19 protein-coding genes are annotated in these 21,044 nt (G+C 59.1%); 10 read left to right on the top strand and 9 right to left on the bottom strand.

What is annotated here, in order from left to right:
• Positions 1 to 123: 123 nt before the first annotated feature.
• The 3 genes from K3G63_RS09150 to K3G63_RS09140 form a co-directional block, all read right to left on the bottom strand.
• The gene (locus K3G63_RS09150; RefSeq protein ID WP_220613729.1) at positions 124 to 315 is read right to left on the bottom strand and encodes a hypothetical protein; all 192 of its coding nucleotides are present in this window, start codon (positions 313 to 315) and stop codon (positions 124 to 126) included.
• Positions 316 to 332: 17 nt separating this feature from the next.
• Positions 333 to 1,580: a DUF4178 domain-containing protein gene (locus tag K3G63_RS09145; RefSeq protein WP_220613728.1), complete on the bottom strand. Its 1,248-nt coding sequence runs from the start codon at positions 1,578 to 1,580 to the stop codon at positions 333 to 335.
• Positions 1,581 to 1,660: 80 nt separating this feature from the next.
• Positions 1,661 to 2,014, bottom strand: a complete 354-nt coding sequence (locus K3G63_RS09140) for an S-adenosylmethionine decarboxylase family protein (protein WP_220613727.1) — start codon at positions 2,012 to 2,014, stop codon at positions 1,661 to 1,663.
• 368 nt (positions 2,015 to 2,382) lie between these two features.
• Between K3G63_RS09140 and aspA the strand changes: the two genes are divergently transcribed.
• The 10 genes from aspA (at position 2,383) to K3G63_RS09090 (ending at position 14,374) form a co-directional block, all read left to right on the top strand.
• Positions 2,383 to 3,801: an aspartate ammonia-lyase gene (gene aspA / locus K3G63_RS09135; protein WP_259404319.1), complete on the top strand. Its 1,419-nt coding sequence runs from the start codon at positions 2,383 to 2,385 to the stop codon at positions 3,799 to 3,801.
• 93 nt (positions 3,802 to 3,894) lie between these two features.
• Positions 3,895 to 4,326, top strand: a complete 432-nt coding sequence (locus K3G63_RS09130; RefSeq protein ID WP_220613726.1) for a hypothetical protein — start codon at positions 3,895 to 3,897, stop codon at positions 4,324 to 4,326.
• 146 nt (positions 4,327 to 4,472) lie between these two features.
• Positions 4,473 to 4,928, top strand: a complete 456-nt coding sequence (locus tag K3G63_RS09125; protein WP_220613725.1) for a hypothetical protein — start codon at positions 4,473 to 4,475, stop codon at positions 4,926 to 4,928.
• A gap of 382 nt (positions 4,929 to 5,310) precedes the next feature.
• A complete protein-coding gene (locus K3G63_RS09120; protein WP_220613724.1) occupies positions 5,311 to 5,598 on the top strand; it encodes a helix-turn-helix transcriptional regulator in 288 nt (95 codons plus the stop codon).
• 241 nt (positions 5,599 to 5,839) lie between these two features.
• Positions 5,840 to 6,994: an efflux RND transporter periplasmic adaptor subunit gene (locus K3G63_RS09115; protein WP_220613723.1), complete on the top strand. Its 1,155-nt coding sequence runs from the start codon at positions 5,840 to 5,842 to the stop codon at positions 6,992 to 6,994.
• 15 nt (positions 6,995 to 7,009) lie between these two features.
• Positions 7,010 to 10,189, top strand: coding sequence for an efflux RND transporter permease subunit (locus K3G63_RS09110; protein WP_220613722.1), 3,180 nt, complete (start codon positions 7,010 to 7,012; stop codon positions 10,187 to 10,189).
• A 5-nt stretch (positions 10,190 to 10,194) separates the two neighbouring features.
• Entirely contained in the window at positions 10,195 to 11,622 is a 1,428-nt protein-coding gene (locus tag K3G63_RS09105) for a TolC family protein (protein ID WP_220613721.1), read from the top strand.
• 88 nt (positions 11,623 to 11,710) lie between these two features.
• A complete protein-coding gene (locus K3G63_RS09100) occupies positions 11,711 to 11,986 on the top strand; it encodes a helix-turn-helix transcriptional regulator (RefSeq protein WP_220613720.1) in 276 nt (91 codons plus the stop codon).
• A gap of 190 nt (positions 11,987 to 12,176) precedes the next feature.
• Positions 12,177 to 13,301: an LLM class flavin-dependent oxidoreductase gene (locus K3G63_RS09095; RefSeq protein WP_220613719.1), complete on the top strand. Its 1,125-nt coding sequence runs from the start codon at positions 12,177 to 12,179 to the stop codon at positions 13,299 to 13,301.
• Between the two features lie 26 nt (positions 13,302 to 13,327).
• Positions 13,328 to 14,374: an LLM class flavin-dependent oxidoreductase gene (locus K3G63_RS09090; RefSeq protein ID WP_220613718.1), complete on the top strand. Its 1,047-nt coding sequence runs from the start codon at positions 13,328 to 13,330 to the stop codon at positions 14,372 to 14,374.
• A 249-nt stretch (positions 14,375 to 14,623) separates the two neighbouring features.
• On the opposite strand, the gene K3G63_RS09085 is transcribed toward K3G63_RS09090, so the two are convergent.
• From K3G63_RS09085 to K3G63_RS09060, 6 genes are all read right to left on the bottom strand, one after another.
• Positions 14,624 to 15,445 carry an SDR family oxidoreductase gene (locus K3G63_RS09085; RefSeq protein WP_220613717.1) on the bottom strand — a complete coding sequence of 274 codons (822 nt, stop codon included), beginning with the start codon at positions 15,443 to 15,445 and terminating at the stop codon, positions 14,624 to 14,626.
• Between the two features lie 86 nt (positions 15,446 to 15,531).
• The gene (locus tag K3G63_RS09080; protein ID WP_220613716.1) at positions 15,532 to 16,434 is read right to left on the bottom strand and encodes an AraC family transcriptional regulator; all 903 of its coding nucleotides are present in this window, start codon (positions 16,432 to 16,434) and stop codon (positions 15,532 to 15,534) included.
• A gap of 174 nt (positions 16,435 to 16,608) precedes the next feature.
• Positions 16,609 to 17,007, bottom strand: a complete 399-nt coding sequence (locus tag K3G63_RS09075) for a DUF2809 domain-containing protein (protein WP_220613715.1) — start codon at positions 17,005 to 17,007, stop codon at positions 16,609 to 16,611.
• A gap of 1,373 nt (positions 17,008 to 18,380) precedes the next feature.
• Positions 18,381 to 19,250: an SDR family NAD(P)-dependent oxidoreductase gene (locus tag K3G63_RS09070; protein WP_220613714.1), complete on the bottom strand. Its 870-nt coding sequence runs from the start codon at positions 19,248 to 19,250 to the stop codon at positions 18,381 to 18,383.
• Between the two features lie 121 nt (positions 19,251 to 19,371).
• Positions 19,372 to 20,274, bottom strand: a complete 903-nt coding sequence (locus K3G63_RS09065) for an AraC family transcriptional regulator (RefSeq protein ID WP_220613713.1) — start codon at positions 20,272 to 20,274, stop codon at positions 19,372 to 19,374.
• A 438-nt stretch (positions 20,275 to 20,712) separates the two neighbouring features.
• Positions 20,713 to 21,042 (bottom strand): PDDEXK nuclease domain-containing protein, encoded by a 330-nt coding sequence (locus K3G63_RS09060; RefSeq protein ID WP_220613712.1) that lies wholly within the window; start codon positions 21,040 to 21,042, stop codon positions 20,713 to 20,715.
• Between the last annotated feature and the right edge of the window lie 2 nt (positions 21,043 to 21,044).

Here is a 21,044-nt window from a genome sequence, read left to right as displayed (position 1 = left end):
AAGTGAAATGGTGAATGGGTGACTGAGTGAAGGAGAGCGAATAGTGAAATAAGAGCCTGCTTGCTCGGGCGCAACGTGCACCGGCATAACGGCAACTCACTCAATCACTCATTCGCTCATTCACTATTTGTGATAGAAGCTATTGCGGCCACCGGAGCCGGTGGTACGGCTGTTGCCGTTTAGGTTTTCCTCGTTTTCGTCATCGGAGCCCAGCCACCGCCTCCCCTGCAGTCCTGACCACAGGAAGCCCCCGTAGGTGAGCACAGCAAACAAGGCGTAAAAGCGAATTTTCCAGAGGGAGCGAAGCCAATCCATGGGGTAGGAAACAGTACTTATGCGGCAGAGACGGGACCAAAATCACTGTTTTCCCAGCGCCGCTGCTCGTGGAAGTAGCGCCGGGCGTATTGAATAGCAGGGTAGAGCAGCAGCAGAATCAAGGCCAAGAAGGCATTGGAGCCAAAGGACGCCCGCGCCTGCACCGTTACGCGGAAGGAAACGGGGTTCTGGTTGCTGGCATCGGCGGCGGGGTAGAAGTTGAGGTGGTAGCGGCCGGCCGGCACACTGGTAAGCAACGCATCGGCTTGGGTACTACCCTCGCTCCAACTTTCGCCGCCTTCTACCCCATGGTAGTATTCCATGCCGCGGGTAACCTCAAACAGCTGACCGGTTTGCTCGTTTACTACCGTAAAGGGAAGCTCCAACCAGCTGTTGTCCACGTTGGCCCACAGCTGGATGGAAAGCGCACCGTTGCCAGGCACCGTAAACGAGGGCGAAACGTGCACGGGCCGGTCGCTACTGCTGCCTACCGGCTGGGCCAGCGGCACGGTGGCGGGGCTGCTGATGAAGTCGGCGTCGAGCACCGTTTCGTTGCCCCAGGCCATTAGAAACAGGTGGGTAGCTACTACCAGCAGTGCTACAACCAGCGAGAAGGTGCGTAGAATAGGCCAGGAGGCTTGGCCCGGTGCGGGCTCGATGGCGCCGGTGCCAACCCGGGCAGGAATGTGGCTGTTGGTAATGCCGAAGCCATTCTGGATAGCGAGCGGGTCGAGGTGGCGGGCCAGAAACCAGCTGACCCGTTTGCTTTTGTTTCGTTCGCGCACCAGCATCAGGGGCGGACTGATGAACTCCGAAACAGTCAGCGCTTCATCGTCCAGCACGTTCCAGTCGAACTCGCCTTCGGCATACAATACGCGCGGTGAGTAGCGGTTGTACAGTACAAAGGTAGAGTCAGTGGTTTCCACGAACGACTGGCGGCTGTTTTCCTGCTGCACGCGGTATTGTTCCTCGGTGGGCTCAATCAGCATCCAGTGGCCCTGGTACACGGCTAGTTGGTGGTAAGCGCCGGTTTTTTCGTGCCGAAGCTGATACTCCTCCCAGTGCGCCGTGGTTTTGGCTTCGCGCCGCCACATGTAGCCCGTTACGCGGTAGGGCTCGCCCTCCAGGGTTCCCGTGGTTCCCAGGGGTAGCACGCGCTGCATGTAGGGCTTTTCCTTGAACTGGCGCAGTAGCTTAGGTTTGCCTACCTCCGGATACTCGAAGAACGCCTGGCACTGCGGGCAGCCAAAAAAGGCGCTGTTCACCGCATCAAAGTAAGAAACCTGGTGCCAGCAGTTTGGGCACTCTACCTGGGCAGGCCCTACGGGGGGAGTAAGCGGTGTACTCATCGGCGCACCTCCGTTCTGGACTGTTCCTCGCCCCCGAAAAAAGCCAGCGTAGCGGCGTACAGCTCCCGGGCCCGGTCGGCGTTGTCGCGGCGGAAGTTGGAGAGGAATACGTCGAAGGTCGCTAACCCGTGCTCGGGCCAGGTATGAATACTCAGATGCGACTCGGTAAGCGCCAGCACGGCCGTGAAGCCACCTTCCGGGAAAGCATGGTAGGCTTCGCCCACGCAGGTAAGGCCCAGCGCGGCCACCTGCGCAGTAAAGAAGGCCCGGCAAGCCGGCGCATTGAGAAGGGTAGGGGGCGGGGCCGTGAACGTGGCCAGGATATGGAGGCCGGGTGCGTAAGAATGCATCAGATAACCAAGGCGCTGCTCAACTACAGGAAGCCCATCAGCAATACTACACAGGGTCCGGCTGGTATCAAAACCGGCGGCAGGTTGCTGCACTACGGTGGGGGTAGGGAGAAGGCGCAAGTAAGCGGAAACGGCCCAGGGCGCAGCTTCTGCTGGGAGAAGGTAAACAGGGTAGAATAGTGCTAAAATCAAGCCCTCTGGAAATAGCTCAACCCCTGAGGAATGGAAGCAGTACAGAGGCTCGGCAATGCCGTGGCTGCCCGGCTTCAAACCTCAACTTTGGAGCGAGCCTTCTACCTTCGCGCTTGCTTTGTATGCGCGCGCTAAGCCCTGGTTGGTTAAGCGCGCTATCCTCTTGTTTTCCACCCATGCTTTCTGCTATGCAAACCACCCGGCTTGAACACGATTTCCTTGGCGAACGGGCTATTCCCGATGAAGTATATTATGGTATCCAGACCCTGCGGGCCCTGGAAAACTTCCACATCACGGGAATTCCGCTGAAATCGGAGCCGCTGTTTGTGCAGGCCCTGGCCTACGTGAAGAAAGCCGCCGCCATGGCCAACCGCGACCTGGGCGTACTGGACTCGGCCATGGCTGAGTGCATCATCAACGCCTGCGACCGGGTAGCTTCCGGCGACCTGAACGACCAGTTCCTGACCGATATGATTCAGGGCGGGGCCGGCACCTCCGTGAACATGAACGCCAATGAGGTAATAGCCAACGTAGCCCTGGAACTGCTGGGCAAGCGCAAGGGCGAGTACGAGTTCTGTCATCCCAACAACCACGTCAACTGCTCGCAGTCTACCAACGACGCCTACCCCACCGCCTTTCGTATAGCCCTCAGCAACAAGCTGGTGGGCTACAGCAAGGCCCTCGGGGAGCTGGCCGATGCCTTTGCCGCCAAGGGCGAAGAATTCCGGAACGTGCTGAAAATGGGCCGCACCCAGCTCCAGGATGCCGTGCCCATGAGCATGGGCGACGAGTTCAAGGCTTTTGCCACCAACCTGCGCGAAGAACTGCTGCGCATTGAGGACAGCCGCCGCCTCATCAGCGAAATCAACATGGGCGCCACGGCCATCGGCACCGGCGTAAACGCCCCCCACGGCTACGCCGACCTCGTAACCAAGTACCTGCGCGAGGTAACCGGCCTCGACCTGAGCCTGGCCGGCGACCTCATTGAGGCTACCTACGATACTGGCGCCTACGTGCAGCTTTCGGGGGTGCTGAAGCGCACGGCCGTAAAGCTCTCCAAAATCTGCAATGATTTGCGCCTGCTGTCCTCGGGGCCGCGCACGGGGTTGTTTGAAATCAACCTGCCGCCTTTGCAGCCGGGCTCCAGCATCATGCCTGGCAAGGTAAACCCCGTAGTGCCGGAGGTAGTTAACCAAACGGCGTTCTACGTTATCGGGGCCGACCTGACGGTGACCATGGCGGCCGAAGCGGGCCAGCTGCAGCTCAACGTGATGGAGCCGGTTATTTCCTTTGCCCTGTTCACTTCCATTTCCTACCTCACCAACGCCTGCCATACCCTGCGCGAGAAGTGCGTGGTTGGCATTACGGCCAACGCTCAGCATGCCGAGAACATGGTGCGCAATAGCATCGGCATTGTCACTCAGCTAAACCCGGTGTTAGGTTACGAAGCCTCCGCCGAAATTGCCAAGGAAGCCCTTAAAACCGGCAAAACGGTGCATGATATTGCCGTGACCGACCGCCAGTTGCTGAGCCAGGAGAAGTGGGATGAAATCTTCACGTTTGAGAATCTCATCCGCCCCGATTTTATTCAGTAGACCTCTTTTTTTGTCTGGAAGCAGCCTGTCAGGCCAGCCCGTGTCCTTCGGTGCTTTCTCTGATTACGCTTATCTCGTTGCTTACTTCTCTCCATGAAGCACCCCGTTCGATTCCGTCAATGGCTTCGGCATGGCCTGACAGGTACTATGCTCAACAATCTGAAAGTAGGCGATGCTATTGAGGCTTATGGGGGAAAACGGGAGGTGACCCTGGATGATTTGAAAGACGTGAGTTTCAAGCGCGAGAACTGCGTTATGCTAGCCAGCGGAATCCTGGACGCTGCGGGGCAGGAGCTGTACGAAACTGATGTGGTACAGGTCTTTACGCAGTCGGGCAACACCGGCCCATCGTATTTCGCCTACGTATTCTTCGACTCCGCGCGTGGCTTCGTGCTCCGAAACGCCAAGGATGTTCCCCTAACGGCGGTGCCTCACAAGCGAGTGTGGGCGAACTTTTACGCCGAGCCTCACTGGCGGCAGCAGTTTGAGCATCATGCCAGCTTTATTCAGGAACACTGGGCTTAAGTGCAGCCCCGCCACAAGTTGCTTTGCTTACCAAGCCCCGGCACCTGCCGGGGCTTGATGCATTCAGGAGTTTTTTCAACCCCGAGAATACTAGTACTTTAGCCGTAGTGTCAACAGACCTCTATTCGTTGTTTGGTAATCTATCCATGAGACCCCAACAAGACAGTGCACAGGTAGCGGAAGGAACAATAAGTACCCCCGCCGCGCGGCTTCCCGCTGCCGCCGGTGCTCCCGACGCTACTCCCGCTGCCACGGCTAGTAAGCGCGACAAACTACTGGTTTCTACGGCTACCCGGCTTTTGCCTTTGCTGGAGTTGCTGGAAAGAATAAAGCCGCACGTCGGGAATAATACGGTCTTTAGCTCTCGGCGCGAAAAGATTGACGCCCAGATAGCTCTGGTGTATGAGCAGTTAAAATCCGATCAGCCCAAGCGTCAGGCCCTCACCGACGCTTTCAAAACCCTAAGCGACTTCGTGCTGGAAGAAACCCACGAAATCAGTAAAGACGAGGTAAAGGAGTCCGCAAAACGCTTTGTGCTGGCCACGCTCAAAAATGCTCCTAATCTCATCAGCGCCGCCAAGCAGGCGGGGTTACTTTCTTAAAAGCTGCATGCCTTTCGCAGTAGATAGCTGCTACGTGAAAAACAGCGAGGCCTCACTACTCGTCAGTAGTGAGGCCTCGCTGTTGTAGTACCCAGAGCCGAGGTGCTAAATCGACAAATCAGGTAAGAACTGTCAACTCATCATAGGATAAGACAGGCTAGGGTTGCTTAGAAGGTGACAGCGGAGTAGCTTCCTAGCAAGTTTTCCAGTTGCCATACCAGCCCGTTTGTCATGAGCAGTTAGGCAGTTTGCTGATACTGTTATGCCACCTGTTTACCAAGGCTGGGCCCTACTTGATGGTCGAACTTTATCAATAGGCGCATGGTTGTCTACACATCAACTCATGCGCATGAGTCCTGAGTAATGCGTACCTTTACCTTCTATGGATATCAAGTCCCTCGTTAAGCTAGCCAAATCGCTGAGCGACCCTACCCGTCTTCGCCTGGTGCAGCAGATTGCCCAAGGCAACACGATGGGATGCACCGAATTGTATGCGTGCGTGCCCATCAGTCAGCCTTCTATGTCGCAGCACCTCAAATCCCTATCTGACTCGGGCCTGATCGAGTCGCACAAGGAAGGCCGGAATATGTACCTGCGCATCAACCCGGAAAAGCTGCGGGAGTTGGAGGACTTTCTGCAACTGCTCAAACCAGTCCCTGCTGCTCAGTAAGCATTATAGATACCGTTACCCGTTGGCGGCCCCAACGGGTTTTTCTTTATTTAAAAACATAATCGGTTGCTTATGAATTTATGTGAAGTATCTTTGCCGCCGCATACGGGAAAGCCTTTAGGGCGATTTTTTTTGCCCTTTCACATAAACATATAATTATTGGTTTATGCAATAGGGCAGTTTATTCTCCCCTTCCTCACTCTCAACCTCGCCCTTACTCTTCTACCTGGGCTCCTACCTTATGAAAGTAACCTCTCTTTTGGCCGGCACCCTGCTGCTGGCGGGCTGCACCGAGCAGCAGGCTCCGCAACAAGCTGTGGCTCCCCCGGCCCTGCCGGTGGCCCCGGTGCACACCGGCACCGAAACCACGTATCAGGAGTACCCCGCCTCGATTGAAGGCGTAGTGAACGTGGAGATTCGGCCGCAGGTAACGGGCGTGCTCGACCGTATTCTCGTCGAGGAGGGTGCGGCGGTGCGCAAAGGCCAGCCGCTGTTTACAATCAACGACGCGCCCTACCGCGAGCAACTCAACAATGCCCTGGCCGCCCAGCAGGCCGCGGCCGGGGCCGTTACCAGCGCGCAGGTCGAGGTGGACCGCTACGCGCCGCTGGTGCAAAACAAGGTTGTTTCCGACGTGCAGCTGAAAACGGCCCAGGCGGCCCTCACGGTGGCCCAGGCCAACCTGCAGCGTGCCAAGGCCGCGGTCCGTAGCGCCCGCATCAACCTGGGGTATACTACCATTACGGCTCCGGTCAGCGGCTACTTGGGGCGGCTGCAAACCAAGCAGGGCAGCCTGGTCAGCCCCACCGATGCCCAGGCCCTGACCCAGCTCTCCGACGTGCACGAGGTGCACACCTACTTCGCCCTCGGCGAAGACGACTTCATCACCTTCCGCAACCAGTATGCGGGCCGCACCCTGCAGGAAAAGCTTCGGCACTTGCCCCCGGTGGCCTTGGTGCTCTCCGACCAAAGCACCTACCCCTCCCGGGGTAAGGTGGACGTGGTGGCCGGGCAGTTTGACCGCACGACGGGCTCCGTGACCTTGCGGGCCACCTTCCCCAACGCCGACGGCCTGCTGCGCTCGGGCAACACGGGCACCATCCGCCTGCCCTTGCAGCACCCCAACGTGCTGCTGGTGCCGGCCGCCGCGACGGTTGAGTTGCAAGACAAAGTGTTCGTGTACGCGCTGGGCGACAGCAACCGCGTCAGTCGCCACGCCATCACCATTCTGGGCAAAAGCGGCGCCAACTACCTGGTGGGCGAGGGCGTGAAAGACGGCGACCGGATCGTGCTGCAGGGGGTGGATCACTTGCAGGAAAATCAGATCATTCAGCCCACTGCTCCGGCTGCGGCCAGCGCCGCCGCGGTTAAGGCCACGGCTTCCTCTACGTTGTAATAAGCTGCCAACAAGATGTTTAAAGTATTTATTGAACGGCCGGTTCTCTCGACCGTCATCTCGATCCTGCTGGTGATTCTGGGGGCGCTGGCGTTGTGGAAGCTGCCCCTCCAGCAGTTTCCCGACATTGCGCCCCCGGCCGTCCAGGTAACGGCCGTGTATCCGGGGGCCAACGCCGAAACGCTGCTGCGCTCGGTGGCCCCTTCACTGGAAGAAGCCATCAACGGCGTCGAGCACATGGTGTACATGAGCTCCACGGCCAGCAACGACGGCTCGCTGGTAATCAGCGTCAACTTCCAGCTGGGCACCGACCCCGACCAGGCGGCCGTGAACGTGCAGAACCGCGTGGCGCAGGCCACCAGCCAGCTACCAGCCGAGGTAGTGCAGCAGGGCGTGACCGTGGCCAAGCAGCAAAACAGCTTCGTGATGCTGCTCAACCTCTACTCCGAAGACCCCAAGCAGTACGACCAGACGTTTCTGGACAACTACGCCCAAATCAATCTGGTGCCCGAGCTCAAGCGCATTCCAGGCGTGGGGTCGACGGCGCTGTTCGGCGGCAACCGCGCCTATTCCATGCGCATCTGGCTGAACCCCGCCCAGCTAGCCAGCTACAACCTCACCCCGGGCGAAGTGATGGCCGCCATCCAGGACAAAAACCTGGAGGCCGCCCCCGGCCGCCTGGGCGAAAGCAGCCAGGAAGCGTTTGAGTACGTGATAAAATACAAGGGCAAGCGCAGCCAGCCCCTGGACTACGAAAACATGGTACTCCGGGCCAATGCCGACGGCTCGATGCTGCGCCTCAAGGATGTGGCGCGGGTGGAACTCGGCTCGACCACCTACAACAGCCACGTCCGCATCTCGGGCAAGCCGGGCATCAACATCGGTATCTTCCAGTCGGCCGGCTCCAACGCCAACGAGCTGCAGATTGCCGTGGGCAAGGCCATGCAGAAGCTGGAAAAAGACTTGCCCCAAGGCGTGAAGCAGCAAACCATGTACAGCACCAAAGTGGCCCTGGACGCCTCCATCGAGCAAGTGGAGCACACCCTCATCGAGGCCTTCATCCTGGTGTTTCTGGTGGTGTTTCTCTTCCTGCAGGACTTCCGCTCCACGCTGATTCCGGCCATTGCCGTGCCGGTGGCCATCGTGGGCACGTTCTTCTTTATGCAGCTGGTGGGCTTCTCCATCAACCTGCTCACGCTCTTTGCCTTAGTGCTGGCCATCGGCATCGTGGTCGACGACGCCATCGTGGTGGTCGAGGCCGTGCACAGCAAGCTGGAAGAAGGCACCTACTCGGTGAAAGCAGCCACCAGCAGCGCCATGAGCGAAATTACCGGGGCCATTATCTCCATTACCCTGGTCATGGCCGCCGTGTTCTTACCGGTGGGCTTTCTGGAAGGCTCGACCGGGGTATTCTACCGGCAGTTTGCCTTCACCATGGCCATTGCCATCATCATCTCGGCCGTGAACGCGCTGACCTTGAGCCCCGCCCTGGCGGCGCTGTTCCTCAAGCATACACCGCATGACGCCGAGCACGCTGCGCCAAGCACGTTCAAGACCCGCTTTTTTGCGGGCTTCAACCGCAGCTTCGAACGGCTCACTAACCGCTACGTGGGCAGCATCAAATTTCTGGTGCGCCACAAGTGGGTAGGCCTGAGCGGCCTGGTACTGGTGGCGGTGCTCACCGGCTGGCTGGCCAAGCGCACGCCCTCGGGCTTTATCCCGTCCGAAGATCAAGGCTTTATTGTTATGTCGATGGCGCTGCCGGCGGGCTCGTCCTTGGACCGCTCCAACCAGGTGGCCTTGCAGATCGAGCAGCAGCTGGAAGGTATGCCGGCCGTCGATAAAATCAACCTGCTCTCGGGTTTCAGCATCCTTACCTCGTCGAGCAGCTCTTCGGCCCTCACTTTGTTCGTTATTTTGAAGCCCACCGAGAAGCGGGGGGCGGTGAAGGATATCAACGCCATCATGGCGGCCATGCGCGAAAAGGCGGCGACCATCAAGGGGGCCGATACCTTCGTGTTTACCACGCCCACCGTGCCGGGCTTCGGCAACGTGGAAGGCCTGGAAGTGGTGTTGCAGGACCGCACCGGCGGCCCGCTGCCCAAACTCAGCCAGGTAGGCCAGGAGTTTATCGGCGAACTAATGAAGCAGCCGGCTATCGGTGTGGCCTTTACCTCATTCCGGGCCGACTACCCCCAGCTCGAAGCAGAAGTAGACGAAGTGAAAGCCGCCCAGTTGGGCGTGAGCGTGCAGCGCGTGCTGCAAACCATGCAGGCGTACTTTGGCAGTGCTCAAGCCTCGGACTTCAACCGCTTCGGCAAGTACTACCGCGTGATTGTGCAGGCTGAACAGGCCAACCGCGCCGACCCCACGGCCCTGAACGGGGCGTTCGTGAAAAACGACCGGGGCGAGATGGTGCCCCTGCGCACGCTGGTGCGCCTCAAGCGGGTGTACGGGCCGGAAACGGCCTCTCGCTTCAACCTCTTCAACTCGCTGACCATTAACGCGGTGCCCAAGCCGGGCTACAGTTCCGGCGACGCCATCAAGGCCGTGGAGGCCGCCGCGGCGGCGCACCTGCCCTCGGGCTACAGCTACGAGTTTTCGGGTCTCACGCGCGAGGAAATCTCGTCGGGTGGGCAGTCCACCGTCGTCTTCCTCATGTGCCTGGTGTTCGTGTATTTCCTGCTGGCGGCCCAGTATGAGAGCTACATCCTGCCGTTTGCCGTGCTGCTCTCGCTGCCGGCGGGCATGGTCGGGGTGTTTGCCGCCATCGGTTTTGCGGGCATCACCAACAACATCTACGTGCAGGTGGCCCTGATTATGCTTATCGGCCTGCTGGCCAAGAACGCCATCCTCATCGTGGAGTTTGCCTTGCAGCGCCGCCAGGCAGGTGAGCCGCTGGTGCAGGCCGCGCTTAATGCTTCGGCCTCCCGCCTGCGCCCCATCCTGATGACCTCGCTGGCCTTCGTGGTCGGCATGCTGCCCATGATGCGGGCGCAGGGGCCTTCAGCCCTGGGCAACCACTCCATCAGCATCGCGGCGGCGGGCGGCATGCTCACGGGCGTGGTGCTGGGCCTGTTCCTTATCCCGCTGCTATTCGTGATTTTCCAACGTTTGAACGAGCGCCTTAGTGGCACGCCCTACCCCGCCCCGGCCAAGCCGGCCCGGGTACCGGCCCACGCCACGGCGAGTTAATATCCATGAGTAATCTTCCTACTACCCCCTGGCGCCGTCTGGTGCTGGGGCTGGCCAGCCTGCTGGTCGTAGCGGCCTGCAAGGTGTCGAAAGATGTGCCCCTGCCCACGCTGCCTTTGCCCGCAACTTACCGCACGGCCCTTACCGCCGATACAAACTCGGTGGCCAGCCTGCCTTGGCGCAGCTTCTTCACCGAACCGGCCCTGCAGCAGCTGCTCGACAGCGCCACCGTGCGCAACAACGACTTGCAGCTGGCCCTCCAGAACATCGCCTCGGCCCAGGCCACCCTCCGGCAGGCCCGCCTGGGCTACCTGCCGGCCGTCACGCTGCAAGCGGGCGTGACCACCAACCGGCCTTCGGGCAACAGCCTGAACGGCATTTCCCTCACCCAGTTTCTCGGGACCAAGCACATCGAGGACTACAACCTGGCGGCGGCCCTGAGCTGGGAAGCCGACATCTGGGGCAAAATCCGCAGCCGCAAGCAGGAAGCCCTGGCGGCCTACCTGCAAAGCCAGGAGGCCCGCAAGGCCGTGCAAACCCAGGTGGTGGCGCAGGTGGCCCAGGGCTACTACAACCTGCTGATGCTGGACACCCAGCTGGCCGTAGCCCGGCGCAACGTAGCCCTCACCGACAGCACCTTGCGCTTCACGCGGCTCCAATTCACGGCGGGTCAGGTGACGGCGCTGGCCGTGCAGCAGATCGAGGCGCAGCGCCTCACGGCGGCCGGCCTTGTTCCGCAGTTTGAGCAGGCCATTACGGTGCAGGAAAACGCCCTGAGCATCCTGGCTGGGCGCCTGCCCGGCGACATCCGCCGCAGCGGCAACCTGCTGGCATTGCAGGTGCCCGTGGTGGCCGCAGCCGGCGTGCCGGCGGCCCTACTGGCCCACCGGCCCGACGTGCGCAGCGCCGAGCTGGCCCTGGATCGGGCCAACGCCACGGTGGGCTACACCAAGGCCCAGCTCTACCCCGCGCTGAGCATCACGGCCCAGGGGGGCCTCAACGCCTTCCAGGCCAGCAACTGGTTTAGCTTACCGGCTTCGTTGTTTGGCACAGCCTTCGCGGGGCTTACGCAGCCGCTGTTTCAGCGCGGGGCCCTGCGCACCCAGTACCAGCAGGCCCAGATTGACCGGGAGCGGACCGTTATTGAGTTTCGCCAGCAGGTGCTGGTGGCCGTGGGCGAGGTGTCGAATGCCCTCGGGCAGGTGGAGCGCACCCAGACCCAGCAGGCCCTGGCCACGGACCGCGTGCGCACCTTGCGCGAGGCCACCAAGAACGCTAATCTGCTGTTTCGCAGCGGCTTGGCCAGCTACCTCGAAGTTATCACGGCCCAAAGCAACGCCTTGCAAAGCGAGCTGGAGCTGGCCTCGCTCAAGCGTACCCAGCTCGAAGCCACTGTCGAGCTGTACCGGGCCGTGGGTGGCGGCTGGCAGTAGCCCCCTCACGTGCCACCGTTCACCGTACGAGCGCCCCAACTGCAGCCAGCGAAGGCCGGCGCAACGCGCCTACTTCCACCCCTTTTCTATGGATACCAAGTCCCTCGTCAAGCTAGCCAAGGCGCTGAGCGACCCGCACCGCCTATGCCTACTTCAGGAAATTGCCCAGAATGAGGGCATGCGGTATTGTGATCTGCTGGAGTGCGTGCCGATCAGCCAGCCTTCGATGTCGCAGCACCTCAAGGCCCTGGTAGAGGCGGGCCTGGTGAAGTCGGAAAAGGTAGGCCGGTCCATCCACACCACTCTTAACTGGGCTAAGCTGCAGGAGTTGGAAGACTTCCTGCAGTCGCTGAAGATACGCTAGCTCTCTGACCGCCCTGCTGAACAATGCGTTTTCAGAACGGGCCGAAGGAGGCCATCGTCGTGGGAACGAGAAAAAAACGTGGCCAGCTGTGCTACAAATCATGGTTCAGGGCATGCAGGACAAGATTAACTAAGGCCTACGTCCATCCATGGGCAAACTCCTACCAAGTCAACGGCACGCATTCAACCTCATGAACAACAGAAAAACACTAAAACTGGCCGCGGTCATTGACGGGCCGGGGTGGAATTTTTCCTCCTGGCGCCACCCCGACATGCCTGCCGACGCCGGCGAAAACATCGATTTTTTCATTAAGCAGGCGCAGTTGGTGGAACAGGCCAAGTTTGAAACCCTGTTTCTGTACGATGTCAGCCACGTTGGCCCCGGCAACATTCCCTACTACCTGAGCATGTTCGAGGGCGGGACGCTCATGTCGGCCCTGGCCATGAAAACGGAGCGCATCGGCCTCTCCCTAACGGCTTCGACCTCCTACACCGACCCCTACAACCTGGCCCGGCAGGTGTTGTCGCTAGACAAAATCAGCAAGGGCCGGGCCTCGCTGAACGCCATCACCTCCAACCCCGGGGGGATGGTGAACTTCAGCCGGGGCCACCTCAGCAAAGCCGACCAGTACCCCATGCACCAGGAGTTTCTGGAGATTCTGCTGGGTTTGTGGGACACGTACGAGGACGACGCCTTCCCTCGCAATAAAGAAACTGGCGTGTTTCTGAATCCGCGCAAGATGCACCCCATCAACTACCGGGGCAAGTACTTCTCGGTGGACGGGCCGCTGAATCTAAGCCGCTCGGTGCAGGGCCGACCGGTGCTGTACATGGCCGGTAGCTCCCCCACCTTCGTGGACTTGGCCACTTCCTACACCGACGGCGTGTTCATGGCGGGCAGTTCCTTCGAGGAAACCTTGTCTCTCTCCAATGCGCTGGCTGCTAAGCTGGTTGAAAAAGGCCGGCAGCCGGCAGACTTCGTGCGGTCGGTAGCGCAAAACCCCATCGTGGGCCGCACCGATGCCGAGGCCTACGCGAAGTACCAGGCAATCCGCTCCCTAGGTCCGTATTCGCACCGGCCCGTTCCTTTGTTCATGGGCTCCGCCGAACGCATTGCCAACGAGATACAGAAGTGGTATGAGGCCGGAGCAATCGATATGTTGATGATTCAGCAAGACCATCCGTATGGGATACAAGACTTTATCGAGCTGGTAGTGCCCATTTTGCAGGAGCGCGGCCTCTTCCATACGGAGTACGAAGCGCAAACCCTGCGGGGAAATCTCGGCTTACCAGCACCCGCGTTCCGAACCATTTAACCAGCGGCCACTTACCTACATAAGCCATGCCTACGCCCATCAACGAGTCCAACCGCCCGGAAAAGCAGCCAGTCGCTTATTCCATTTTAGACCTCGCCATCGTCTCGCAGGGCGAGACGATGAAGCAGACCCTCAGCAATTCGCTGGCGCTGGCGCAGGCCGCCGAGGCAGCCCACTACACCCGCTACTGGCTGGCCGAACATCATAACGCCGATAACATCGGCAGCAACGCCCCCTCTCTGCTTATTGGATACGTAGCCGAAAATACGACGACCATCCGCGTGGGCTCCGGGGGCATTATGCTGCCCAATCACTCGCCCCTGCTAGTGGCCGAGCAGTTTGGCACCCTGGCGCAACTCTATCCGGGCCGCATCGATTTGGGACTAGGCCGGGCCGCAGGTACCGACTCGCCGACCGCGCGAGCCATCCGGTCGGATTTCATGCAGGCGGCCCAAGCCTTCCCGCAGGAAATCAGCAAAATTCAAACGTACTTCTCCCCGGCCAACAAACAGGCCGCCGTGCGGGCCCCTATAGCGGAGGGTACCGAAGTGCCCCTGTACATCTTAGGGTCCAGCACCGATAGTGCGCACTTGGCGGCCAAGCTGGGCCTGCCTTACGCGTTTGCCAGCCACTTTGCCACCACCCACCTGCACGAGGCACTGCGGATTTACCGCGCCGAGTTTCAGCCTTCGGCCGTACTGCAACAGCCCTATACCATCGTGGCCATCAACGCCTACGTGGCCGCTACCGACGAGCAGGCCCAACAGCTGTTTACGTCCCTGCTGCGGATGTTTGTGGCGCTGCTGACCGGCGGAGCACGGGAAGCTTTGTCTCCGCCTACCGCCTTCAATGAGGAACTAGCCGAGATGTGGCGGCATCCGGCCGTGCAGCAGATGCTCAAATACTCTTTTGTTGGCAGCAAGCAAACCGTCAAGCAGCAGGTGCAGGCGTTTCTGGCCGAAACCCAGGCTGATGAGCTAATTACGGCCTCCGCCATGTACGCCCTGGAGGACCGGCTAACTTCTACTCAGCTATTCGCCGAACTGATGGCGGAGCTGAACGGGGAGCTGTAGTAGAAACGCTAGTGATGCTCTGCATTTGATAAATAGCATAGCTTCCTTAGGTAATAAGGATCACATAGCATGCGTAACAATGATAAGGACATTAGTTTGGCTCTAGGAACAGTTCTTTCCTCCGGTAGCTGAACACTAAGTTCACTAAAAAGAGGAACAGGGAACTACCCTTTCGACTACAGCCCACGTTCTGTTCCACCTGTGCCCATGCCTAAAAGATACGTGCTGGAAAGGCCGTTCTGCCCTGGGCTACTTGCCGCCATTGGTGCGGTTGATGAGGCCGGCGAAAACCTTATGGGGCAGCAGCCAGCGTAGGAAATACACCAGTTTGGGCTGCGTGCCGGCCAGCACGCGGGCCTGCCTGCCGCCCCGCGTGCTGGCCGCAAACACGACGCGGGCGACCGACTCCGGCGTGGCCGCGTGGGCGTAGCTGGCCAGCGTTTGCTCGTGCACGCGCTGAGCATAGGGGTCGTAGGCTGGGGCCGGTACGTACTGGAGGGCGGCCGTGAAGTCGGTGCGCACCGTGCCCGGCACGATGGTGCGCACCTGAATGTTGAACTGCTTCACTTCGTATTGCAACCCTTCCATGAAGCCCTCCACGGCGAATTTGGTGGCGTTGTAGACGCTGTAGAGCGGGAAGGCCATGTGCCCGCCCACGGACGTAGTGGTCAGAACAAGTCCCTGTTTGCGTTCCCGGAAATGGGGTAGCACGGCGCGCGTCACGTTCATCACCCCGTACACATTCGTGTCGAACAGCTGCTGCACCTGCGCGGGGCTGATGGCCTCAAAGGCGCCGGCCAGAGCATAGCCCGCGTTATTAAAGAGCACATCCAGGCCACCGAAGGCGTGCAGCGCGGCGGCCACGGCGGCCTCAATGCTGGCCACGTCCAGCACATCGAGCGGCAGCACCAGCACATTGGCCAGGGAGTGCAGGTCGGCGGGGGCCTTGTGGGGGGTGCGCATGGTGGCGACGACCTGCCAGCCGCGCTGAGCAAAGTAGCGGGCAGTTGCCAGCCCAATGCCGGAGGAAGCGCCGGTAATAAGAATCGTTTTGTTGGGACTAGTAGCCATCGGATTGAAAGTCAGAGCGTGTTCGACAAAGGTATTTGGACCCTCTCCCGGCTTGTTAACGACTTTCAAACCCCAATTGACCCAAATCAAACCTGGCGCGCCTGCGTAGGGGTGCACTGCGCGTGCCGTTTAAAAAAATGCGTGAAATGAGTCTGCTCATCGAACCCCAGGCAGTACCCAATCTGGCCGATGGGCCAGTCGGTGTGCCGCAGCAAGGCCCGTGCTTCCTGCACCAGCCGCTGGGCCAGCAACTGCGAGGTGGTGTTGCCCGTGGCGGCCTTGAGTGTGCGGTTGAGGGAGTTGACGTGCACGGCCAGCCGGTCGGCAAACGCCTGGGCCGTGTGCAGCTCTAGCCGCTGACTCGGCGAAACGATGGGAAACTGCTGGGCCAGCAGCGTCCGAAAAGCGGCCACCAACCGACTGCCGACCAAGACGGCTGAGGCCGCCGGGGCGAGCTTGAGCGCCCCGTGTACACACTCCATTACATAGTAAAAGAGGAGCTCGTACTTCTGGGCGTAGTCCGAGGCCTGCTCCGCCAGCATCTTCTCGAAGAGCGCCCCGAACGCGGCGGCCTGCGCCGTATCGAGGTAGAAAAAAGGCTGTCCCTGCGCGTGAAACACCGCCAGGTTGGTGGGCTGCAGGCGGGTATGCGCCGGCAAAAAGTCCTCGGTAAACACGCAGCAGTAACCGGTGTAGGGCAGGCCGTGCAGCTCCCAGCTGTAGGGCACCTGTGCGTTGGTAAACACCAGCGCATGCTGCCCGGGGGCCAGCAGGGCCTGCTGCGCGCCGTAGTGATAAGTGGCGTGCCCGGTGCCGAGCATGATTTTGTAAAAATCCTTGCGTCCGTACACCGCCGCCAGGTCGGTTGAGGTGGGGAAATCTTCCAGCCGGAACACGGCAAAATGCCCGTCGCCTCGCCGCAGGTCAGGCAGGGGCTGCTGCAGCTTGGTGGCGTAAAAGTCCGGTAGGGTCTGCGTAGGGGCCATCATACGAGCTTAAACAACCTAGTCGCCTGGAAAGATTATGGCCGCCGCTTCCCCCACGGCATTGTGGGTAAGGCACACCTAGTGCCTTCCTCGGAGAAGCCCACTGCTTGCCGCATGTTGCCCGGTGAGAACCGCTTGATGCGGTAGGAGGGAAATGCCACGAAGTTCACAAAACGGTTATTTTACTAAACCTGGTTGCTTCTCCCGGCGGGAGAGCTTTTTTCGTTCGACCCACAGCACGAGACCTGTGCCGATACCATACGCCAGCACGTCTGCCCAGGCAAAACCACTGCCCAGAATGAGGTTAGCCAGCAGCGACTGCTCCAGGCCGAGCCAGTGAATGAAATGGACCGCTTGCAGGCCTTCGATTACGAGAGCAAACAGTAGGACCGCACCTGCCCCGCGCCAGGGAGCGGCCTGCCAAAAACTGCCTAGAAAGCAATACAGCAGCACAACGACCAGCACATCCCCGCCATAGGGACGAAGCCAGCGGTCATGGGCCAGGGCGGCAATAAGAATCTCCACCAGCAGCAGCAGCAGGAAGGACAGGAAATAGGATCGGTGAAAGCGCCACATAGTTCCGACAAGATAGCGGCTCACCAGAAGATACAGCTTATCGGGCTACAAGTCGAGCCTGTGAAGGCTTGCCCACTTCTTACCCCATCACATAACAGTAGCAACCCCTGAAAACGGCCCCGAAACGTAGGTTTTCGGGGCCGTTTCTTAGTACCGTTTATTGGAAGCCAAAAACAGGAGCTTAGCTAAAGCAATTGAAAGCTTCGCGTCCATGGCAGCCACTACTTTCCGGACGTGTTACGTGATAGGTTAAATGTGACCAACCCAAAAGGGAGACATGAAAATAACACTACCCCTGCCCCCAGGTCGTTACTTAGTTTGCTACCTAGCCAAATGGGTAGCAAGGCCAGTACTAGAGCCATGACTTTAGAAGTAGTTGCCGATGTTGATCGAGCTAGCCAAAAGAGAGGGTAACTCATAGCTAGTATCAGTGGGGCTAGCAGCAATAAGCCAGCTAAAGATATGGGGGTAGATTCCGATAGAAGTAGAGTGAGCACCATGGACAACATGGGGTAGGGTAAGCGGGTTAACAGTAGTCAATAAGGATGAGCTGATAGGGTTTGATACTCTCTTATGGCATGCTACACAGAATTGAAGTACACTTCCCTTGTTCCTGCTAAGGTTCAATAAGCAAAGGCTATTAGTCCGTGGGGCCAATGATTTGAAGCACCCATTACCAAATAGTCAATGGTAATACTATAAGTACAGGTTTCTCATGTAGAAGGTGTTTCTTCTATACGTTGCACCCTGTAACAGTTCAGTAAACTAATTTTCGGCCTGTTAACCCTCTTTTCCTAAAGTTCGCTTGCTCACAAGAGTATACAGCGAAATGAGGGCATACTATCAGGACAAGACACTCATGAGAACCCGACGTTGAAAGCATACGCCATGACAACCCCGATTGCCAGCAGAGCGAGAAGGCAAAGCATGAACAGGAGCCAGCGTAACCCGCACCGCCGGCCGATGGCGTGCGAAGGCTTTCCAGCCCAGGGATACAAGCGCTGCCCCTAACAAAACCGACAGGATCGTGCCCCCAGATCCTATCAATTGAAAGGCTTTGCCAAGGGCGCTGGATTCATCTAACAGGAATGGCTGCACGGGTGGCTGATTGACTTGTGCTGGGACAAAGCAGCGGAAAGGTAAAGCCATTCGTGCGCGCCACCCGCCTGCCTGTCAGATCGTTAAGATAAACGCTCCTACTTACGTCTTACGCAGACCTTGCTTGAGACGGACAAATTAACGGCATGCTAAGGCAAATAAGGCCGCGCAGCGGGTGGCCTTGGCGGCGGCTGCGCAGGGCCGGAGTAGAGAGGAGTGAAGCGGCCCGCCTAGTTTCCAGAAATTGGGACCAGGCGGGCCACCTTTCGAAAACGCTAGGCGTGAGTCAGCTCGGCGGCGGTGGCGTACGACAGGGCTTGCCAGCTTGCCATGTCTGCCTGTAAGCTCTTGATCTTCGCCTCGGCCAGGCCGTAGGCGTCAGCGCCCAGCAGCAGGTGCAGGGGCGGGTTGAGCTCGGCGGCCATCCGAATCAGGGCCGTGGCGCCTTTCGCGGGGTCGCCCAGCTGGGAGTTGGCTTCCCGCACCTGCTCGTGGTAGGCCTCGTTGTCGCGCACTACTTGGTAGGCCGGCAGTTTGTCGGCAGCCAGCTTCAGGGAGCCGGACTGCAGGAAGTTGGTGCGGAAATAGCCGGGTGCCACCACCGTTACCTTCACCCCGAACGGAGCAACCTCGGCGGCCAGGGCTTCGGAGAGGCCTTCAACCGCAAACTTGGTAGCGCAATACACGCCCCAGCCGGGGAAACCGCCCTGAATGCCGGCAATGGAGGAGAAGTTAATAATGTGCCCCCGCTGCTGCTCTCGCAGTTGCGGCATGGCCTGGCGAATGACATTGAGCGTGCCAAACACGTTGACATCGAAGTTTTCGCGGGCCTCGGCGTCGGTTACTTCTTCCAGGCTACCCAACTGGCCGTAGCCGGCGTTGTTGACCACCACATCTAGGCGGCCGAACTGCCGCACGGTGGCCGCAATGGCTTCGCCTACGCGGGCTTCGGCCGTCAGGTCCACGGCCAGCGGCAGGAAGTTGGGGGATTCGGAGCCAACGGCGGCGCGCAGCTCCTGGGCGTCGCGGGAAGTGGCCGCTACCTGGTGGCCTTGGGCCAGCAGTTGTTTCACTAGTTCGAGCCCGAAGCCTTTGGAGGCCCCGGTGATAAACCAGACTTGCGGATTGTTTGCTTGAGTGTCCATGCGGGGGTGATGGTTGAAATGAGGGCTTGCGCGTTAGTTCGAGCAGCTCGAGTAACGACAGCAAAGATCAGGTCACTACCCCGGCAGGAGCTTATGAGATTCAAGCTGATACTTATGAAATTCAAACCCGCCGAAAAGCGGAAGGCACCAGCCCGGTCTGCTTTTTGAAAAAGTAGTTGAAGTTGGCGGGCTCATCGAAGCCCAGGCTGTAGCCGACTTCGGCAATGTTCCAGTCGGTGTGCCGGAGCAGGGCCCGGGCTTCGCCAGCCAGGCGTTCGGCGATATGGTCGGTGGTGGTTTTGCCGGTGGTGTCGCGCACGCAGCGGTTGAGGTGGTTGACGTGCACGGCCAGGTGCCGGGCAAAGTCGCTGGCCGAGCGTAAGGCAAACCGGCGAGTAGGCGACTCGATGGGGAACTGCCGCTCCAGCAGCTCCAGAAACACGGACGTCAGTCGTGATTTGGCATCGGGGTGCTGGTAGCGAGCCTCGGCGGGCCGCAGCTTGAGCGCATAATGAATCAACTCTGACGTGTAGTTGCGCAGCAGCTCGTATTTAAGGGGGTAGTCGGAGTCAAGCTCCGTCAACATTTTACTATATAGCCCACTGACCGCTTCATCTTGCGCGGCCGTGAGTGGGTAAGCGGGAGCGCTACCCGGCTGAAACAGCGGTAATTCGATGAGCGGTGGGGTACCCCAGCCGTGAAAGAACTCTTCGCGGAAAATGCAAAAAAACCCGGTGGTGTCGTCCGACAGCGGCTGCCAGGTGTAGGGTACCTGAGGGTTAAAAAACAGCAGCGTCGGCCCGGTTATTTCCAAGCTTTTGTCGGCGTAATGGTAGGCGTTGTGGCCCCGGATGAGTGTGATTTTGTAGAAGTCGCGGCGGCTGTACTGCACCGGCTCGGCGCTAGGGGCCAGTACGTCCTCCAGCCGAAATACGTTGACCTGACCCCGCTCCAGGGGGCGGATTGCGGGTTGCTCCTGGAAATGATGCTGGTAGAATTCGGCTAAGCTTTCGGGCTTTGACATAGAGTAAAGTTATCAAATTCAAGCCTCTCGCGTACGGCGGCTTTTAGTTGTCTTGCCCCAACGTTGTTTCCTCCATCTACCTAATCAGTAAGTTCAGTTGAAGAAGCATTTTAGTGAACATTCAATTACAGAGCGTCATGAACAGGTGCTTATACGGCCTGATAAGTAAGATTTATCGGACCTATTCATCAAACTAAATGCCGCTCGTGAGAGCCGCAATTTGAGTGTTCTAGTTAAAAGCCATCGGAACCTATTGTGGCAATCAAGCTCGTGCTTGATTTAACTAATGGCAACGTCCCTTTCTTTGGTTAGCCAGGAAGTTAGGCAGGGGTTCCTTCTGCTATGTCGGGTGGCGTTGGCTCGGAGGTGCTGTGTCGAAGGGGGCTGCTTCAAAGAGGCAATGCTGGGTAAGGAGTCCACTAGCCTTTTGAGCAATGCCTAAGTCAGGCGGTAGTCCGCAATTCCAATCGGTTTAGGTAGGTCGCGCCAGGCCTGTTCCGCCACAACCTTGTTGCGGCTCCTGCATAAGAGCAGCTTGGTGCTGGTCCCAACCTGCGGATGTCGCCGCTGCTGGTCCACTGCCGTGAGGCAGAAATTGAGTTTGCCGGCGTACTCGGATCTAAACTCCATAATCCTGAGCTCAACGACGACGTAGGCCCGCAACCGCCGACGATAGAAGAGCAGATTCAGAAAGTAGCGCCAGCTGTAACAGTTGCCTTCTCTAGAGCACTTTATCGAGTCAGGATAATACCCTACTTCTGGTTGCATAA

This window comes from Hymenobacter sp. HSC-4F20 (genome assembly GCF_019599275.1).
Lineage (GTDB): Bacteria > Bacteroidota > Bacteroidia > Cytophagales > Hymenobacteraceae > Hymenobacter.
This window is presented reverse-complemented; position numbering and strand designations above follow the sequence as displayed.

Coding starts and splice junctions, on each gene's coding strand:
- K3G63_RS09075 (WP_220613715.1), bottom strand. CDS start 17,007: ATGTGGCGCTTTCACCGATCCTATTTCCTGTCCTTCCTGCTGCTGCTG.
- K3G63_RS09110 (WP_220613722.1), top strand. CDS start 7,010: ATGTTTAAAGTATTTATTGAACGGCCGGTTCTCTCGACCGTCATCTCG.
- K3G63_RS09090 (WP_220613718.1), top strand. CDS start 13,328: ATGCCTACGCCCATCAACGAGTCCAACCGCCCGGAAAAGCAGCCAGTC.
- aspA (WP_259404319.1), top strand. CDS start 2,383: ATGCTTTCTGCTATGCAAACCACCCGGCTTGAACACGATTTCCTTGGC.
- K3G63_RS09150 (WP_220613729.1), bottom strand. CDS start 315: ATGGATTGGCTTCGCTCCCTCTGGAAAATTCGCTTTTACGCCTTGTTT.
- K3G63_RS09130 (WP_220613726.1), top strand. CDS start 3,895: ATGAAGCACCCCGTTCGATTCCGTCAATGGCTTCGGCATGGCCTGACA.
- K3G63_RS09125 (WP_220613725.1), top strand. CDS start 4,473: ATGAGACCCCAACAAGACAGTGCACAGGTAGCGGAAGGAACAATAAGT.
- K3G63_RS09080 (WP_220613716.1), bottom strand. CDS start 16,434: ATGATGGCCCCTACGCAGACCCTACCGGACTTTTACGCCACCAAGCTG.
- K3G63_RS09065 (WP_220613713.1), bottom strand. CDS start 20,274: ATGTCAAAGCCCGAAAGCTTAGCCGAATTCTACCAGCATCATTTCCAG.
- K3G63_RS09140 (WP_220613727.1), bottom strand. CDS start 2,014: ATGCATTCTTACGCACCCGGCCTCCATATCCTGGCCACGTTCACGGCC.
- K3G63_RS09070 (WP_220613714.1), bottom strand. CDS start 19,250: ATGGACACTCAAGCAAACAATCCGCAAGTCTGGTTTATCACCGGGGCC.
- K3G63_RS09085 (WP_220613717.1), bottom strand. CDS start 15,445: ATGGCTACTAGTCCCAACAAAACGATTCTTATTACCGGCGCTTCCTCC.
- K3G63_RS09100 (WP_220613720.1), top strand. CDS start 11,711: ATGGATACCAAGTCCCTCGTCAAGCTAGCCAAGGCGCTGAGCGACCCG.
- K3G63_RS09120 (WP_220613724.1), top strand. CDS start 5,311: ATGGATATCAAGTCCCTCGTTAAGCTAGCCAAATCGCTGAGCGACCCT.
- K3G63_RS09115 (WP_220613723.1), top strand. CDS start 5,840: ATGAAAGTAACCTCTCTTTTGGCCGGCACCCTGCTGCTGGCGGGCTGC.
- K3G63_RS09060 (WP_220613712.1), bottom strand. CDS start 21,042: ATGCAACCAGAAGTAGGGTATTATCCTGACTCGATAAAGTGCTCTAGA.
- K3G63_RS09105 (WP_220613721.1), top strand. CDS start 10,195: ATGAGTAATCTTCCTACTACCCCCTGGCGCCGTCTGGTGCTGGGGCTG.
- K3G63_RS09095 (WP_220613719.1), top strand. CDS start 12,177: ATGAACAACAGAAAAACACTAAAACTGGCCGCGGTCATTGACGGGCCG.